The sequence below is a fragment of the Uruburuella testudinis genome (assembly GCF_022870865.1).
Classification (GTDB): domain Bacteria; phylum Pseudomonadota; class Gammaproteobacteria; order Burkholderiales; family Neisseriaceae; genus Neisseria; species Neisseria testudinis.
In genome coordinates, this window is the sequence record NZ_CP091508.1 from 2027789 (window position 1) to 2043625 (window position 15837).

The window sequence follows — 15837 nt, forward strand, 5'->3', positions numbered from 1 at the left end:
CTTATGTTTCAAACGGGTATGAAACACTTTTCAGACGGCCTTTATGATACAATTGCGGCCAAATCCGATTTCTTTTTTATGCACAAAATTCCATCATGACCCAAGACAAAATCCTGATTCTCGACTTCGGCTCGCAAGTCACCCAACTCATCGCCCGCCGTGTGCGCGAAGCCCATGTTTACTGCGAGCTGCACTCTTACGACATGCCCTTAGAAGAGATTAAAGCCTTCAACCCCAAAGGCATCATTCTTTCAGGCGGCCCCAACTCAGTGTATGAATCCGATTATCAGGCCGACACCGGCATTTTCGATTTGGGCATTCCCATACTCGGCATCTGCTACGGCATGCAGTTTATGGCTTACCATTTAAACGGCGAAGTTTCCCCCGGCGACCAGCGCGAATTCGGCTACGCCCAAGTCAAAACCATCGACAGCGAGCTCACCCGCGATATTCACGACGGCACACCCAATGTGCTTGATGTGTGGATGAGCCACGGCGACAAAGTCTCCAAACTGCCCGAAGGCTTTGTTGTTATCGGCGACACCCCAAGCTGCCCCGTAGCCATGATGGAACACGCCGAAAAACAATTCTACGGCATCCAATTCCACCCCGAAGTTACCCACACCAAACAAGGCAAAGCCCTGCTCAACCGCTTCGTGCTTGATATTTGCAACGCCGCGCCAAGCTGGACCATGCCCAACTATATTGACGAAGCCGTAGAGAAAATCCGCGCCCAAGTCGGCAGCGACGAAGTGATTCTCGGCCTCTCCGGCGGCGTTGATTCATCCGTGGCCGCCGCGCTCATCCACCGCGCCATCGGCGACCAGCTCACCTGCGTATTTGTCGATCACGGCCTGTTGCGCCTCAACGAAGGCAAAATGGTAATGGACATGTTTGCCCGCAATCTCGGCGTCAACGTCATTCATGTCGATGCCACCGATGATTTTATGGGCAAACTCGCCGGCGAAACCGACCCCGAGAAAAAACGCAAAATCATCGGCGCCGAATTTGTAGAAGTGTTCCAAAACGAAGCCGGCAAGCGCCAAAACGCCAAATGGCTGGCACAAGGCACCATTTACCCCGATGTAATCGAATCGGCCGGCGCCAAAACCAAAAAAGCCCACGCCATCAAAAGCCACCACAACGTCGGCGGCCTGCCCGAAACACTAAACCTGAGCCTGCTCGAACCCCTGCGCGACCTATTTAAAGACGAAGTGCGCGAGCTCGGCGTAGCGCTCGGCCTGCCCCGCGAAATGGTCTACCGCCACCCCTTCCCCGGCCCCGGCTTGGGCGTGCGCATCTTGGGCGAAGTGAAAAAAGAATACGCCGACCTGCTGCGCCGCGCCGACGATATTTTCATCGAAGAGTTACGCAACACCCGCGATGAAAACGGCACCTCATGGTACGACCTCACCAGCCAAGCCTTTGCCGTATTCCTGCCGGTAAAATCCGTCGGCGTGATGGGCGACGGCCGCACCTACGAATACGTTGTCGCCCTGCGTGCCGTCGTCACCAGCGACTTTATGACCGCCCATTGGGCCGAGCTGCCCTACAGCCTCTTGGGTAAAGTGTCCAACCGCATTATCAACGAAGTGCGCGGCATCAACCGTGTGGTATACGACGTCAGCGGCAAACCCCCCGCCACGATCGAATGGGAATAAAACCTTACATTCCGCATTAATCCGCATTAGCTTAAAACAAAACTCAAAGCCCCGAATAATCGGGGCTTTTGCTGTCTGTATAAGTCCATAACGGTTTGCATCAGTCAACAAAATTTCACGGCATTTCGTGCGGTATTTTGTATAATATAAAATCAAAATACCGTCCAACACTTGAAAGCCGCCAAATGCTCAATGACCGAATACTGAAAACTGCCAAGCCAAAAGAAAAGCCCTACAAACTGCAAGACCGTGACGGCATGTATGCCTACGTTGCGGCATCGGGCACAATTTCGTTCCACTATGACTACAAATTTAACGGCCGGCGCGAAACTTTGACTATCGGCAAATACGGCCTAATCTCTTTGGCCGAAGCGAGAGAAAGGCTCTTGGAAGCCCGAAAATTATTGGAAAGCGGTGTCAGCCCGGCAAAGAACAAGCGGGAGCGCAAAGCGTCCACGATTCACGGCGAAACGTTCGGCGCATGGTTTGGGCTTTATATCGAAGATGCGGATTTTGCCGACAGCACACGGACATTGAGGATTGAAATTTACCGGCGTAATATTGGAAAAGAGTTTGACAATAAAAAAACTGGCAGAAATTACCGAGCTGGATATACGCAATTTGTGTGAAAAAATCAAAGCACGCGGCGCACCGTCGCAAGCGGTATTTACCCGTGATATTTTCGCGCGGGTGTATCAATTTACCGTCAGTAAAGGGGTCGCGATAAACGATCCAACCCGAAATATTGCCCCCGCCTCTATCGCCCGATTTAAAGCGAGGGATCGCGCATTGTCAGAAAAAGAAATTAAAGTGTTTTTGCAGTATTTAGAAAAAGCCGATGTGTACCCCGCCAGTAAAAAAGGGCTGCTACTGATACTGCTGACCTTAGTGCGGAAAGGCGAAATGGTAAACGCGCAATGGCATGAAATTGATTTTGATAATGCCGTGTGGCAGATTCCGCCAGAACGCATGAAAGCACGCCGGCCGCATAATGTGTATTTGTTGAGCCAAGCCATCAGCATTTTGCATTATTTAAAAACACTGGCAGAAGATTCTCCTTTTGTTTTGCCCGGGCGCAACAAAACAAACCAACCAATCGCCATCAGCTCTATGAATCGCGCCATCTGGCGGATACTGAAACTTGCCCGCAAAGACGGCATCACCATTGCCGATTTTACCGTACACGATTTGCGCCGCACAGGCCCTACCCTGCTACACGAACAAGGCTACAACACCGACTGAATAGAAAAAGCGCTGGCACACGAGCAAGGCGGCGTGCGGGCGGTGTATAACAAAGCCGAATACGCCGAACAGCGGCGCCAGATGCTGCAAGAATGGACTGATTTCATTTATTCGTTATAAGCAAAGGCCGCCTGAAAACCTATTTTCAGACGGCTTTTTTTATCAAAAAAAATGAAAATTGTGCTTGGCTGCTTATTACTATAATTATATAATACACTCATGGATTAGGAAATAAGAAACCCGCTGCGGCAACAGCGGGAATCCCGAAAGAAAGGAGGTAAAAAAGATGATAAAATTCCTAATCTTAGTGATTCTATTAGTCATCAGCTACCCAGCTTACTGATAAAATCGATTGATTAACCAACCGGGCAGCTAAGGAGGCTGCCCACTACCAACTTTCTGAAATTACTTTATCACAAGGAAAATAAAATGGCAAACGCAAATACCGAGCACAGCCGCAAACTACGGGCGGCCACTGCGGCTAAAGTCCAGAAAGAAAAGCTGGCCAGCGGTGAATATGCCCAAATCACTCTGCGCACCGATACGAAAACCATGGCAGATTTTAAAGCCATTTTAGATGACATCGGCGGCAAGCGGCCGGAGGCTTTGAAAAAACTGATTGAAATTTACTGGGCACAAAAATGATTTAGGCCGTCTGAAATTCAGACGGCCTTTTGCTTGCATACATCGTTTTTTTTGTTTTATATTCCATTCTACGAGGCGTCGAAAACCTCTAAACAAGCGGAATCGCACCGTTATTGCGATATTTTTACGTCCATAGTTTTCTTTTGGTTTCCTTTGGGTTGGATTACCGAAGTTTCCTATGGCCGCGAGGGCTGGGAATACAACACCTGTTTTGGCAGGGAATAACCACGGCTTGACCCAAAAGACCACCAATCAGGAACAAGCGTAAAAGGAAAAAGCCGAATATCGAAGATAGGCAATGCCGACATCAGAAAAAACCTGTACATGCCCGCTCTTGTAGCCTACCGCTGTAACGCCTTTCCCGACTTTGTAAGCCGTCTGAAAACCAAGGGCAAACCCATAAAGCTGATACTTGTCGCGCTCATGCGTAAATTGGCCGTGATAGCGCTTACCCTGTTGGTCAACGGCCAAGATTTCGACAAAGCCCGATATATATAGCCATTGGTAAATAAAAAACACTCTGGATAAATCAGGGTGCGCTTTGTTGCAACATCAAGAAATGTAAATATTATTGACTGTGAAATACACTATCTTTCTTGTTTAGGTTTTTCGAACCTCGCGGCCACCTATTTAGGCACAACTTCGAAATCAAAACAAGGAAACTTCAAAATGAACCAAGTTCAACACATTCAATTCCACGGTCAAACCGTTCCCGTTTTCACTCGTAACAACCAACACTATGTAGCCATGAAGCCGATTGCCGAAAACATCGGGCCTGATTGGGTGTCACAACATAAAAAATCAAGCGCAATCAAATTTTAAATTCAGGTATGGTCATCATGACCATACCTGCCACAGATGGCAAGATGTATGAAACCATGTGCCTGCCCCTCGACTACCTCAACGGCTGGCTGTTCGGTGTTGATGCCAACCGCGTGAAGCCCGAAATCAAACCGCGTCTGCTGCAATACCAGCGCGAATGCTTTCAGGTGCTGAATGCCCATTTCAACCGCCCCATCGAGCAACCGCGCACCGCCCTGCCCGCCGTTACCGACCACATGCCGCGTCGCGATGAGCTGATTCAGGTGGTGATGATGCTGGGCGACCGGCTGATGGAAATCCACAACTGGGGCAGCAGCAACCTCTACGAACATATCGACGGGCTGATGAAAAAGCCGCTTAGCCGCTGCACCTATTATGAATTGGTGTCGCTTATACGCAAGCTGCACCGCGAAACGCAAACCACCGGCGGGCAGCCGATTGTGGCCGGCCACCGCCACAGCGATACAGCCGGCGACAATACGGCCCTCACCGAGCTGCTCACGCTGCTGTACTATTCGCTGCGCCTGATGACCCACACACAGGAAATGGCACGCTATCTGAAATTTCTCGACAGCCGCGTGCTCGTGACCATGACTACCACCGTGCAGGAAATGCGCCGCCCGATGCGGCAGACCCTCAACTGGCTGGAAGAAGCCGCCGATTCGCTGCCCCCGCATTTTTCAGGCACGGCGGCTTATCTGCAAACCATCAAACAGGATTTTCTGGCGGCCTTTCCGCCCGCCCCGATGCCGCCGCGTAAATAAGCGGTAGTGCGAAGCCGTCTGAAAACATTTCAGACGGCTTTAAAGTTACAACAAAAATGTTGCATTAAACCATTGTAAACACAACATTTTTGTTGTATTATATCCTTGCTGTATCAGAAAGGAGGCACGATGAAATACAGTGAATTTCGAAAGTGGCTTTTATCTCAAGGTGTGGAATTTACCACACAAAAGCGCGGCAGCCATCAGTTAATCAGGTTGGGCAACAAAACATCGGTTTTCCCGAACCACGGCAGTAAAGAAATCGGTACGGGGCTGGTCAACAAAATCAAGAAAGATTTAGGTCTGAAATAGGAGACAAGCCCGAAAGGGCTTACCTTCATACGAAAGGAAACATTATGTTAGCTTATCCCTACAAACTAACCCCCGACGACAACGGCACTTTTTTGGTAACTTTTCCTGACATTCCCGAAGCGACCGCTGTTGGTGAAGACTTGGAATCGGCCAAAATCGAAGCCTTAGACGGCCTGCTGTGTGCATTAGACGGTTATTTCGAAGACCGCCGAGCCATCCCCTTACCGGGCAGCTACAGCGATACACAAGACACCGTCAGCCTGCCGGCATTAGAAACCGCCAAAGTGCTGCTGCTGAATGAAATGGTCAGCCAGGGCGTAAAGAAAGCAGAAATGGCGCGGCGGCTCGAAGTGCATATGCCGCAAGTTGACCGCCTGCTTGATTTGCGCCACAACACCAAAATCGATTTTATGGAAAAAGCCGCTTCAAAACTGGGGAAGCATCTGAATATCAGCTTTTCTTAATATAATCTAACACCTTATCTTTTTGATACAGTAAAAAACAGCCGTCTGATTTTCAGACGGCTGTTTTTAGACAAAATAATGCACCATATTTACACCACAAATAAAATTAAAAATATAATTATTTATTTTTGCTGTTTAGAAACGCCGCAGATTGCGACAAACACGCTCGGAATACCCAAGCCTAGGCGCAATAAAAAAACGCGCTAAAAAGCGCGTTTTTGAGGCCGTCTGAAAAATCATTTCATCAGGCTTTGGAAATATTGCTGCACATCCTCCATCAAGCCTTGTTTGTCGTCGCCGGTCAGCATCATAAATTCCCGCTGCGGGATAAACACTTTTTTATTGCGCCCCGCCCAGCCCCCAAAATTATGAATGGCCGCATATTCCATATTGGTGCCGACCAGTGCCGTATCGTTATCGGCCATGCTGCTGATGCTGCCGCGCAGCGCGCCGGTATCAATCAGCGGCTTGCCGTTGCGGTATTTCAGCCCCAGCCACTTCGGGCGGCCGCTTTGGCGGAAATTCATCCTCACCGCCGTGTGCATGCTGCCGGAGAGCACCCGCATCAGCAGATAGCGGTTTTCCACACCTTGCTGCAAGCGCTCGATTTGGTTTTGCACCACAAAAAGATTGTCGATTTTAATATCAATCATGGTATGATTCCATTTCGTGGAGCTACTGGAAAAGCGGTGAATCTGCCTACCGCAGCCTACCTGAAAAGGTGACCGAGAGCGTGTGCAGGGGAGCGGCAGTCCTGCCTAGTAGCTTTTCACGATTTCTTTCTTCTTCATCAAATTACGGATTTCATCTTTACCTATCCGTCGAAACGATTGCAAAAACAGCTCATTTTCATCATATAGGTATTTGATAACTGCCATTTCAGTATCTTTTACAAAAATCAGATTTTTACCATCTCTAAAAATCAAATCCGGCTGATTGAAAAGTGTAGGCAATTTCTTGTATTCGTCAACTTCAAACATTTGGCCTTCCCGACTGTCCACCTGTTTAATCAACGTATCATCCGACAGCCATACCGTTGCCCGTTTCAAGCCCGTCTGCTTCTGCACGCCAACACTCAGCACACCTGCTGCAAATTTCACTTGCCGCGACAGTTTGTTGCGGATGGCGATTTGCTCGTCCTTCGTAGGCTTGCCCTCAATTTTCAGACGGCTTTTCACTTCGTCAAATTCTTTTTCAAATTGTCTGAAAGTAGCCCTGAATTCCGCGCCGCCCATCTCTGCCTTGGCAAACTGATGCGCCAAGGCGCGGTCGTATTTATCCAAATCGGGGCGGTAATTCATGCGCCCGGCGTTGTAATCAAAGCTGCGGTCGGTGGTATGCAGGCTGCCATCGGGGGCTTTGTAGGCCATCGTCGGGTAACTGTCGCCTTTTTTATTGTAGATTTTGTGCGTCTCTACAAAGTTTTCCGGCGTGGATTTGCCCACGATATGCCCGCCACGCTCAATATCGCGTTCGGCCAGCGCCATCACGGTGCAGCGGCAGTTGTAGCCGTTGGGCGGGTAAAAGGTTGTCCAAAACGGGTCGTCATAGCGGTAGACCAATCCGTCCATCGCCGCATGGGCGGGGCGGGTGCGATGGTCGGCCACCGCGTCATACATCCAGTAGGGTCGCGCCTCGATATTATCCATCAGGGCTTGATACAGCCCGACATTGTAGGCACTCTGCATATTGGTGCGGTAGATGGTTTCCAGCCGTCGCGGCGAGCCGAACACCTCGCCCGTGCCGGGGTCGATAATGTCTTTGCCGTTATGCCCGTTCGGGTGCAGCCAGCCTTTGTTTTGCAGGTGCTGCAAAATATCCTTTTTCCACGCGTTAAACGATTGGCCGCTGTCCGCCGATTTAACCATGCTCTGCTTGATGTCGTTGAGCATATCCAAATCGCTCATGCGCGCAATCGTGTACACCTTGGCGATTTCGCTGGCGGTCAGGTTGCGGTAGCTCTCGGCGGTAATGCCTTTTGCCTTGAGCCATTCTATAGCCGCAGCGGGCTTTAAGCCGAGGGCAAATTTGATTTCAGGCGCCCGCATCGGCCTGCCCCAGTAAATCGCTGATAAACAAAGCCTGCTCCATATAAGTGCGCAATGCCTTATTGTCGAGGTTCGGATACAGCGCCGTCAGCGCCGCATCTGCCTCTTCGTAGCTCTCGCAGGCCGTTAAAGCCGCCACCGCCTGCTTGATCACCGGGTTGAGTTGCGCATTAAAATCAGGTGATTCCATCGCTTCATCCAATGCCGCGTCTAATACTGCCTGTTTTTTGCTGCCGCCGCGTTCAGACGGCCTTTGTGCCGACAATGCGCTCAATGCCGCGCGGTTGACCGGGTTGTCTGCCGGCGTGCGCGCCAATACCGCCTCGCCCTCGGCTGCATCGGGGATGGTTAATTTATCGCGCACCCAGCTTTCGGGGATTTGCACCCCCACATCTACCAGCTTCGGAATCGCTTCGGCCAACACGGCAATATCCTCAGGCTCGCGGGTGTCAAACTCAAAACGCGGCGCACGGGCAGGGTCGACGCCCGGATAATTGATTTGCAGCCACGGCAAAATTAATTGTCGGCTGATGGTTTGCGCGAGCTGGCGCGCATCGCTGACCAGCAAATCGCGCCGCACCTCGTTATGCACCATGCCCAGCGCATTGGTGCTTGATTTGCCGTCGGCGCCGCTGGTGAGCGTTTGCCCCAAAATCAGCCGTGCCGCCGCTTTTTCACACCAGTCGGCCATCTGTAAAAACGGATTGCCGGCCGATGTTGTGCCGGCGGCGGCATTGTGCAGCTCGATTTCCATGCCCTCGGGCATGATGCCCGCCGCGTTGTGGCCGATTTCCGCCACTGCCCGCAGCAGTGTGCGTTTTTCTTCCTTCGTGGCGCCGGCGCCGTATTTGCCGATGCGGATGGGCATGCCGTAAAGTTCTAAAAATTCGGCAAAATCATGCACCGCGTAATGTTTAAACATATACAGCCACGCCAGCGTGCGAAACAAACCGTTGCGCGCCTGCTGCACGCTGCGCGATTTGTGGCTGTGCACAATCCAGCCCAGCGGCCACAGCGGCTCACCCTCTTGGCTGTCCGGTGTTTTAAGCAGCAACTCATCGTCTTTGCTCCACTTAAACCAGCTTTGCGGCCGGTGTGTGAGCATGGCCGGCAGGTATTGGCCGCCCTCAAGCGCCCATTCGATTTCCAGCGCGGCAAAACCGTGCCCGACCGCATCCATCAGGTCAATCACCAAATCATCAAAAGCCGGCAGGCTCTCCAGCAGTTCATAAGCCGCTTCGGCCAGCTTGTCTTCGGCGGGCGTGGCATTGCGCGGCGCTTCGATGCGCCAATCCAGCGTCAGCAGGGCGCGTTTGCGTGTGCCCAGATTGGCGGCAATATCGCTGTCGCGCTCTTCGATATCGGCATAAAGCTCGTGCTGGGCAGTAATGTCGCCGCTTTCGCCGTCTTCAAACAGGCTGCGCATTTTTTGCGGCGTGATAAAGTTAGACGGATGTTCGGCAATCACGCGGCCGGTGGCCGTGATTTGCGCTTCGTCGGTCTGCAAAACCTGCGCGGGCTTCGGCACCTTTTGCTTTTTATCTTTTTTCGCCATCAGCGGCTCCATTTGCTTTTGTAATCATTGTCGTCAAAATCATCATCGGCCACGCTGTGCCACTCAATCGGCGCGGCATTGCCCGCCGCCAGCTCAAACAGCATCTGCAAGGCATCCGGGCCGTCATCGTGCGCGTGCTTCGGAAAGCGGCGCAGCTGGTCAATCAATTCCGCGCAGTCTTTGTGGATTTTGATATGGCCGTTTTCCATATGCGGCTGCACCGATTCGATCCGCAACACTTTATCGGCTGTCGGCTTGACTCCGCGCGCGGGAATCGGCACACCTTGCTGCAAGCCGCGTTTGGTCAGCTCGGTTTTCAAAAACTCCTGAAACTGCACCACCTCTACCGCCCACAGCCGGCATTTGTATTGCTTTTGCAGCCCAATCACATCAGCTATGATTTTATCGGGCACGCGGCGGCGGATTTGCGCCGCCGCCACATACAGCGTAACAGTCGGCCGGTGCCAGCCGCCAATCAGAATCGCCGACGGGTCGCGATTGGCGTTGCGCTTGCCTAACGATGGATCCAACGCGCCAAACCAAATCAAATCGCCCGGCAGGTCTTTATCGGCAAACAGCGCCGCATCGATGGTATTGGCAAAAATGGCATCTTCGCCGCTCACCGGCTCGTTTTGATACTCGCAGTCAAACGCCGCTTTGCCGATACGGGCGCGGATGGTCATCAGCAACAGCAGCGGCCGCTGCGCCCAACTCACCTTGCTGCCGGCCACCATTTCGGCCGCATGGGCTTCGTAAAATGCCGCAGCTGCTTTCCGTCCCTCATGCTTGTAGATGGCTTCCCACTCATCCCACAGCGCCATATCGTCCGGCCAAGAGACAACCGCCTGAAAGCGGCGGCTGTTCCAAAACGCGTTTTCCAACACGCGGTTGAGCACGCTGTCGTAGTGCAAGATGGTGCCCACATACAGCACATCGTATTTTTCACCCGCCGCGCCTAAGGGCAATACCGCTTTATTGAGCCAATCCATCAGCTTCGCGCGTTGCTTCGGCGTTTCCACATTTTCATCGTTTTCGATGTCGTCGAGATAGGCCATATCGGGGCGGCGTGCGCCGTGCTTGGTGCCGCGCAGCTTCATGCCGCTGCCGTAGGCTTTGATTTTGTTGCCCTGCTTGGTGATGATTTCGCCCACGCGCCAGCGGCGGCCGACCCCGCACACTTCAGGAAAATCCAGCGCCAGCCGTTTGTTTTCGGTCAGCTCGGTTTTAATCACTTCCACCGAGCCTGCCGCCTGGTCTTCCACGTCTGAAATAATCACAACGTTATGTTTGGCGTGGCGGATTTCGTCCCACAGCGCCTTAATTTGCACGCCGATAGTGGTTTTCGCTTCACCGCGCGGCGCGGCCACCGCCTCAGCTTCCGCCTCGGGCGACACAGTCATGTTCGGCACAACTTCGTCAATCAAGTAATCATGAAATGCCGACCAACTATCCCCGCGGATATGGTGCGGGAAATAGGTTTCTAAAAAAAATCTGAAACCCGTTTTCGCATCAAACACGCGCGCGCGCCGTGCCGCAATATCAGCAGGGGCATCCGAAAGCCCGGCATCTTCCGCCTCAATTCGCTGCACCAAATCCAAGCGGATGCTCTCCATCCGCTCGCGCAGCTGCGCCTTGGTGATTTTCTTTTGCGTCATCGTTAAAATTCCTGTTCGATTACCGGGATAAAGCTTTCAAACACATTTAAAAAATCGTTGTTTAGCTGCGGGAAATGCTGCTTGATGTGCTGCGACAGCAAATCCACCGTTTTAATCGCCACCGCCGCTTCATGCACTTCGGGCAGCAGGCGGCGGTTGGCCGCCATCGCTTTATTAAATGAATCCGACAAGCTGGCCAAAGCCTTGGCCTTGTCCAGCGGGCTGATGTCTGTTGCTGCTTGCAACTCTTTCATTACCGATTCGTATTGCACAATCTGCCCGGCAATCATCCCGCGCGCAATGGCTTCGATATCGCCGCCGGCCAAAGTATGCGCCGCGCGCAGCTTGTCCCAATCATCGCCGCCGTCTTTAGCCGCATCGCGCCAGCGCCGGGCGGTGGCAAACGCCACTTTACACAGCTGTGCAGCGGCTTCGAGCGATTGGCCGTTGATATACATCGCCCTCAGCTTCTCGCGTATCTCTTTCGGATGCGCCATATCAACCGCCCAAGCCCAACTTGGCTTTCACCACTTCCCAGCCCGTGGCCACAACCATGCCGCCCAAGCCGCCATACATCGCCGCCGTGCGGCGGCACTCTTTGCGGATTTCTTTGATTTCTTCATCCATCCGTGCTTGGTTTTCCAGCTGCTCGTCCTGCTTGGCTTCGATGCGCGCGAGCGCGGCCAAAATCGGGTCTTGGTTTTCCATTACTTATCTGCCTTTCTTTCGGCCAGTTTGTCGATTTTCTCTTCTAATCGGTGCAACGTGCGCATCACGCCCTCATTGTCCGCCCGCGCTTCTTGCTTGGTGGCATAGTCCAACTGCACTTTGTGCAAGCGGCTTTGCAGTTCTTCGTAGCGCTCGTCACTCTTTTTCAGACGGCCTGCAATATTGTTAACCCAATACCAAAACGCCGCCGCAGCCACGCCCCACAAGGTTTTAAAACCAAATTCAAAATCCATCGGGTTCATGGCGCCTCTCCAAAAACCACGCGGCAGCTGTAGCCGTCGCGGCGGATGCTGGCAATTTCCAATGCATCACCTAGGCGCTGCACGCAGTACACCGCAGCCAGCGCCTGCCATACCGCGCGAATCTGATGTTCGAATTTAATCAAGCCTAAATCCATGCCGAAAGTTACTTCAAATCGGCTGTTCATGCGCACCGTGTACGCCCAGCTGGTTTTATCCAACAGCTGCGACACGTGCACGATAAAGCTTTCCTGCTCGCGCGCGCGGCTCATGCCCAATTCCAAATCGGCATGCTTGCCGGCAATCACCCGTTGCACCAATTCACGATAGGCCGTCATTGCCCACCTCCCGCCCATTCGCGCCATGCCGCACTTTGGTTTTCAAGCCGGGCCACATAGCCGCCGAATTCTGCCGCATGTTGCAGCAGCTTTTGCACCGTGCCGCCTTGCGGCGGATCAGGCCGCTGCGGCGGCACCAACAAAGCCGCAGGCGGCGCAGGCATTACCGGCATCTCAATGGTCTTAATCGGCATAGCCGAGGGCGCGGCGGTATTGGCGCAGGCTGTGAGCGCCAAAGCCGTCAGTGCAGCCGTCAGCAGCTGCTTGGTCTTGTTTGATGGCATCATCGATTTCCTTTTTATTCCGTTCCACTTGCAGGCGGCTTTTTTGCTGCTGCTCGGCCAAATTTTTAGCCACCGCATCCGCTTTAGCCTGCTGCACTTGCGCCAGCTTTTGCACCTCCGCCAGCTTGGCCGTATAGGCCTGTTCCGCTGCCAAAGCCTGCGCCCGCTGCTCGGCCCTGATTTCAGCAATCACTGCCTGCTGCCACGCCAAGGCCGTCTGAAAGCCGCGATGGTGCGCATACCAAACAACCCCTGCCGCCAAAGCCGCCAACAGCACCTGCCGCCAATACTTAATCCACACCATGCCGTGCCTCCTGCTCCACTTCCTGCCGCTTCACGCTCACATACGAGCGCGCCACTGCATAGCCGCCGACAATGCCCAGATAAATCGCCCAGATTTCAGACGGCGCATCCGGCGCGGCAATAAATTTGTAGGTCGCCGCTGCACAAGCCACGTTTGCCCAAATTTTGCTGTGCGAAAATTTGCCGCTTTGCGGGTTTTTAAAAATATCCAGCAAACTAGCCACGACGCACCTGCCGTTTTCTTTTCGCCCGTCGCGCTTTGGCCACACCGCTGCGGCGGCCTGATGGTGCCGGCGGCGCAATCGGCTTAGGGGGGTGGCCGCTATACCACGGCACCCGCTTGATTGCCTCCTCCGGGCAGCCGCGCCGGCGCCGCCACCATGCTTTCAACCACGCCATCATGCCCATCATGCCGCCCCTTTCCCAATCGCTGCCGCCTGCTGCCGCATCGCCACCCGTTGCGGTTGGCCAAACGTGCGGTTGGCCGCCGCATATTGCTCCAGCACTGCCGCAACATCCCGATGACGGGCATTGCAGCCATCGGTCACGCTGTGGCGCAGATTCGCCGCCACCCGGCGCACCCAGCCGCGCCCGAAGGCATCAAATGTTGAGAGTTTCGTGTAAAACGCCAGCCGCTGGGCGTTAAAGCGGCGCACCACCTCACACACCGGCATGCGTGCCAGCGCCGCCAGCGTGATATTGCCGATCACGCCGTCATCCGCCACACCCAAAGCCCGCTGCAAAAAGCGCGCCGCATTGCCGCGGCCGTGATTCACGCAGGCATCAAAATATTGATATGCCAGTGCAAACGGGAAGCGCACACAGCCGCAGCCCGTCCAATAAGCGCGGCGGTAGATTTCCACCGCCTGCGCCCGTGTCATTTCTTTCATGCTGCCCTTATAGCCGTTTGCCCGCGCCGTGCGGCGGGTAATGCCCCAATTGGTTTCCCCGCCCGGGTCGCGCGGATGATGCACATAACCGCCTTCATGGCCGAGCACCCGCTCAATCGCCTTCTCAAAGCCCATTCTGTCCCTTCCCAATCCTATCTAAACACGGTTTAAAACCCATTTATCAGCCTGCATTTTCCCGCCGCCGCGCTGCCGCCGGCCACGGCAGATGCTTCAAACCCGGCCGCCCGCCACAAATCGCAGGCATAAAAAAGCCGCCCGAAGGCGGCCAAAATCAGGCTCACTATCCAAATTAAAACAAGGTCTCCTGTTTCGTTACCGGCTCACAGCGGCCGCGCATAATCGTATAGCCCGTCCGTTCCGAAATCTGATATTTCGGGCACAGCGCACTCATCGCCATCAGCTTGCTTTTACCCTCACGCTCCGTCAGCGCCAGAAACTCATGCCGAAACTGCTCATTACGCAATTCCCGCAGCGCCTCCTCACAACGCGGCACATACATTTCCTCGCCGCCAAATACCCGCAGCAGCTGATAAGTCTTGGCTTCACCGATGGCCGCAAACAGAATATTCAGCCGCGGCGTATCCTGCCGACCCTTGCCAAACTTAAACCGCGCCCCGCCGATGGCCTTGACCAATGCGCAAGCAGAGCGCACGCCGATCGCCTCAACGATATCCAGCATCGATTCCGGCAGCAGATGCCGCACCCGCTCCAAATCCAAATCAGCCATGGCCTGCCTCCCGCTTTTTCCGATTCGCATGTATCTGCAACGCCGCCACCAGTTTGTGCAGGTGCGCATCGTTCAACCATTCGACCCGGTCAACCTTAAACATGCCCCGCGCCATCGCGTGGGCATAATTCCAGTGATAGCCCAATTCAGCCAGCAGCGCTTCGACTTTGCGCAGCATCGCATCTGCCGATTGCCGCCGTTTCGGCACCGCGCCGCCTTTGGCCGCAGGCGCAAAACCCTTGGCCGTCAGCTCGGCCAGCACCTTTTCCAAACCAAGGACGCCCAGCTTGGTGCAAGAATCCTGACCGGCCACGCGCAGCAGCAGGGCGCGATAGGTGGCATCGTCCAAACCAAGCTGTTTCTGGCCGATTTTGATTTTGGCAATCAGTTTGCGCCGCCGCTCTTTCAAATTCATCTAAAAATACCATATGCTGTATATTAGATTGGATTTTATCACTATTTTATACAATATGTTGTGTTTATTGCGTTGTTTTTTCGGCATGAAAAAAGGCCGTCTGAAACCTAAATTTCAGACGGCTTTCAAAAGACCTAGTTAAATCACTTTTCCAGCGATTCCAGCGATTGCGCATATTCCGCCAAGCAGAGCAGCAGGCAGCCCAGTTTTTCCGATTCCGTATCGCTCATGCGGCCGAATTCCAGCAGCGCCGCGCCTAAAAATTCCAAGCCTTGGTGCAGGCTGCTGCGTTTGATGTCCAATTGTTCCGAATTCATCGCTTAACCCTCCAAGCTCAAAGATTGTTGTGCGGCATTGCGGCCGATTTGCGGGTTGGGCTGATACTGCACAAAGCCCAAATCATTCAGCTTTTTCAAGCGGTAAGACACCGCGCCCGGGTTTAAATCCAGCAGTTTGCCGATTTCGGTCAGGTTCAAGCCCATATTGCGGTAGCGCAGCAGGCTGAGCATTTCGGGCGCGGCTTGGAAATAAGCATCTTCCAGCGCATCAATCCGCCACAGCACGGCATCGGGGATGGCCTTGGCCTGTTTCTCCATTTCGATAAAATAACGGCGGGCTTGCCGGCCTTTGTCTTTACGCTCGACCATGCAGAGTTCTTTGGCCATGTCGAGGGAAATTAAATAACGTGAGTTCGGGATAATCCAGCACGTTTCCTACCCCCCT

General features: G+C 53.5%; 21 protein-coding genes and 3 pseudogenes. 8 read left to right on the top strand and 16 right to left on the bottom strand.

The window, feature by feature from the left end; all coding sequences use genetic code 11:
• Window positions 1–95: 95 nt before the first annotated feature.
• From guaA to LVJ83_RS09345, 8 genes and pseudogenes are all read left to right on the top strand, one after another.
• A complete protein-coding gene (gene guaA, locus LVJ83_RS09310; RefSeq protein WP_244784235.1) occupies window positions 96–1661 on the top strand; it encodes a glutamine-hydrolyzing GMP synthase in 1566 nt (521 codons plus the stop codon).
• 185 nt (window positions 1662–1846) lie between these two features.
• Window positions 1847–2290, top strand: coding sequence for an Arm DNA-binding domain-containing protein (locus LVJ83_RS09315; RefSeq protein WP_244784236.1), 444 nt, complete (start codon window positions 1847–1849; stop codon window positions 2288–2290).
• The gene (locus tag LVJ83_RS09320) at window positions 2235–2903 is read left to right on the top strand and encodes a tyrosine-type recombinase/integrase (protein WP_244784237.1); all 669 of its coding nucleotides are present in this window, start codon (window positions 2235–2237) and stop codon (window positions 2901–2903) included. The genes LVJ83_RS09315 and LVJ83_RS09320 overlap by 56 nt, the downstream gene beginning before the upstream one ends.
• A gap of 429 nt (window positions 2904–3332) precedes the next feature.
• Entirely contained in the window at window positions 3333–3548 is a 216-nt protein-coding gene (locus tag LVJ83_RS09325) for a hypothetical protein (RefSeq protein ID WP_244784238.1), read from the top strand.
• A gap of 231 nt (window positions 3549–3779) precedes the next feature.
• Window positions 3780–4046 (top strand): annotated as a pseudogene (locus tag LVJ83_RS09330) (transposase); the annotation flags it as partial.
• 171 nt (window positions 4047–4217) lie between these two features.
• A pseudogene (locus LVJ83_RS09335) lies at window positions 4218–5134 on the top strand (phage antirepressor N-terminal domain-containing protein).
• Window positions 5135–5263: 129 nt separating this feature from the next.
• Entirely contained in the window at window positions 5264–5446 is a 183-nt protein-coding gene (locus tag LVJ83_RS09340) for a type II toxin-antitoxin system HicA family toxin (protein ID WP_123805061.1), read from the top strand.
• Between the two features lie 44 nt (window positions 5447–5490).
• Entirely contained in the window at window positions 5491–5910 is a 420-nt protein-coding gene (locus tag LVJ83_RS09345; protein ID WP_244784239.1) for a type II toxin-antitoxin system HicB family antitoxin, read from the top strand.
• A gap of 236 nt (window positions 5911–6146) precedes the next feature.
• Here LVJ83_RS09345 and LVJ83_RS09350 read toward each other — a convergent pair whose 3' ends face one another.
• From LVJ83_RS09350 to LVJ83_RS09425, 16 genes and pseudogenes are all read right to left on the bottom strand, one after another.
• Window positions 6147–6563, bottom strand: coding sequence for a phage virion morphogenesis protein (locus tag LVJ83_RS09350; RefSeq protein ID WP_244784240.1), 417 nt, complete (start codon window positions 6561–6563; stop codon window positions 6147–6149).
• A 105-nt stretch (window positions 6564–6668) separates the two neighbouring features.
• Window positions 6669–7958 carry a phage minor head protein gene (locus tag LVJ83_RS09355; protein ID WP_244784241.1) on the bottom strand — a complete coding sequence of 430 codons (1290 nt, stop codon included), beginning with the start codon at window positions 7956–7958 and terminating at the stop codon, window positions 6669–6671.
• Window positions 7945–9513, bottom strand: a complete 1569-nt coding sequence (locus tag LVJ83_RS09360) for a DUF935 domain-containing protein (RefSeq protein ID WP_244784242.1) — start codon at window positions 9511–9513, stop codon at window positions 7945–7947. The genes LVJ83_RS09355 and LVJ83_RS09360 overlap by 14 nt, the downstream gene beginning before the upstream one ends.
• Window positions 9513–11168, bottom strand: a complete 1656-nt coding sequence (gene terL, locus LVJ83_RS09365; RefSeq protein ID WP_244784243.1) for a phage terminase large subunit — start codon at window positions 11166–11168, stop codon at window positions 9513–9515. Before terL ends, LVJ83_RS09360 begins: the two co-directional genes overlap by 1 nt.
• A gap of 2 nt (window positions 11169–11170) precedes the next feature.
• Window positions 11171–11665, bottom strand: coding sequence for a DUF1804 family protein (locus tag LVJ83_RS09370; protein ID WP_244784244.1), 495 nt, complete (start codon window positions 11663–11665; stop codon window positions 11171–11173).
• 1 nt (window position 11666) lies between these two features.
• A complete protein-coding gene (locus tag LVJ83_RS09375; protein ID WP_244784245.1) occupies window positions 11667–11876 on the bottom strand; it encodes a hypothetical protein in 210 nt (69 codons plus the stop codon).
• Complete coding sequence (locus LVJ83_RS09380) at window positions 11876–12139, bottom strand: hypothetical protein (protein WP_244784246.1); 264 nt, start codon at window positions 12137–12139, stop codon at window positions 11876–11878. The genes LVJ83_RS09375 and LVJ83_RS09380 overlap by 1 nt, the downstream gene beginning before the upstream one ends.
• Window positions 12136–12474, bottom strand: coding sequence for a hypothetical protein (locus LVJ83_RS09385; protein ID WP_244784247.1), 339 nt, complete (start codon window positions 12472–12474; stop codon window positions 12136–12138). Before LVJ83_RS09385 ends, LVJ83_RS09380 begins: the two co-directional genes overlap by 4 nt.
• Window positions 12471–12638 carry a hypothetical protein gene (locus LVJ83_RS09390; protein ID WP_244784248.1) on the bottom strand — a complete coding sequence of 56 codons (168 nt, stop codon included), beginning with the start codon at window positions 12636–12638 and terminating at the stop codon, window positions 12471–12473. Before LVJ83_RS09390 ends, LVJ83_RS09385 begins: the two co-directional genes overlap by 4 nt.
• 19 nt (window positions 12639–12657) lie before the next feature.
• On the bottom strand, window positions 12658–13062 hold the full coding sequence (locus LVJ83_RS09395) for a hypothetical protein (protein ID WP_244784249.1): 405 nt from the start codon (window positions 13060–13062) through the stop codon (window positions 12658–12660).
• A complete protein-coding gene (locus LVJ83_RS09400; RefSeq protein ID WP_244787731.1) occupies window positions 13049–13276 on the bottom strand; it encodes a hypothetical protein in 228 nt (75 codons plus the stop codon). The genes LVJ83_RS09395 and LVJ83_RS09400 overlap by 14 nt, the downstream gene beginning before the upstream one ends.
• A 324-nt stretch (window positions 13277–13600) precedes the next feature.
• A pseudogene (locus tag LVJ83_RS09405) lies at window positions 13601–14086 on the bottom strand (glycoside hydrolase family 108 protein); the annotation flags it as partial.
• 175 nt (window positions 14087–14261) lie between these two features.
• Window positions 14262–14699, bottom strand: coding sequence for a Mor transcription activator family protein (locus LVJ83_RS09410; protein WP_244784250.1), 438 nt, complete (start codon window positions 14697–14699; stop codon window positions 14262–14264).
• On the bottom strand, window positions 14692–15114 hold the full coding sequence (locus LVJ83_RS09415; protein WP_244784251.1) for a gp16 family protein: 423 nt from the start codon (window positions 15112–15114) through the stop codon (window positions 14692–14694). The genes LVJ83_RS09410 and LVJ83_RS09415 overlap by 8 nt, the downstream gene beginning before the upstream one ends.
• Before the next feature lie 143 nt (window positions 15115–15257).
• Window positions 15258–15431, bottom strand: coding sequence for a hypothetical protein (locus tag LVJ83_RS09420; RefSeq protein WP_244784252.1), 174 nt, complete (start codon window positions 15429–15431; stop codon window positions 15258–15260).
• Window positions 15432–15434: 3 nt separating this feature from the next.
• A complete protein-coding gene (locus LVJ83_RS09425) occupies window positions 15435–15761 on the bottom strand; it encodes a winged helix-turn-helix transcriptional regulator (protein WP_244784253.1) in 327 nt (108 codons plus the stop codon).
• Between the last annotated feature and the right edge of the window lie 76 nt (window positions 15762–15837).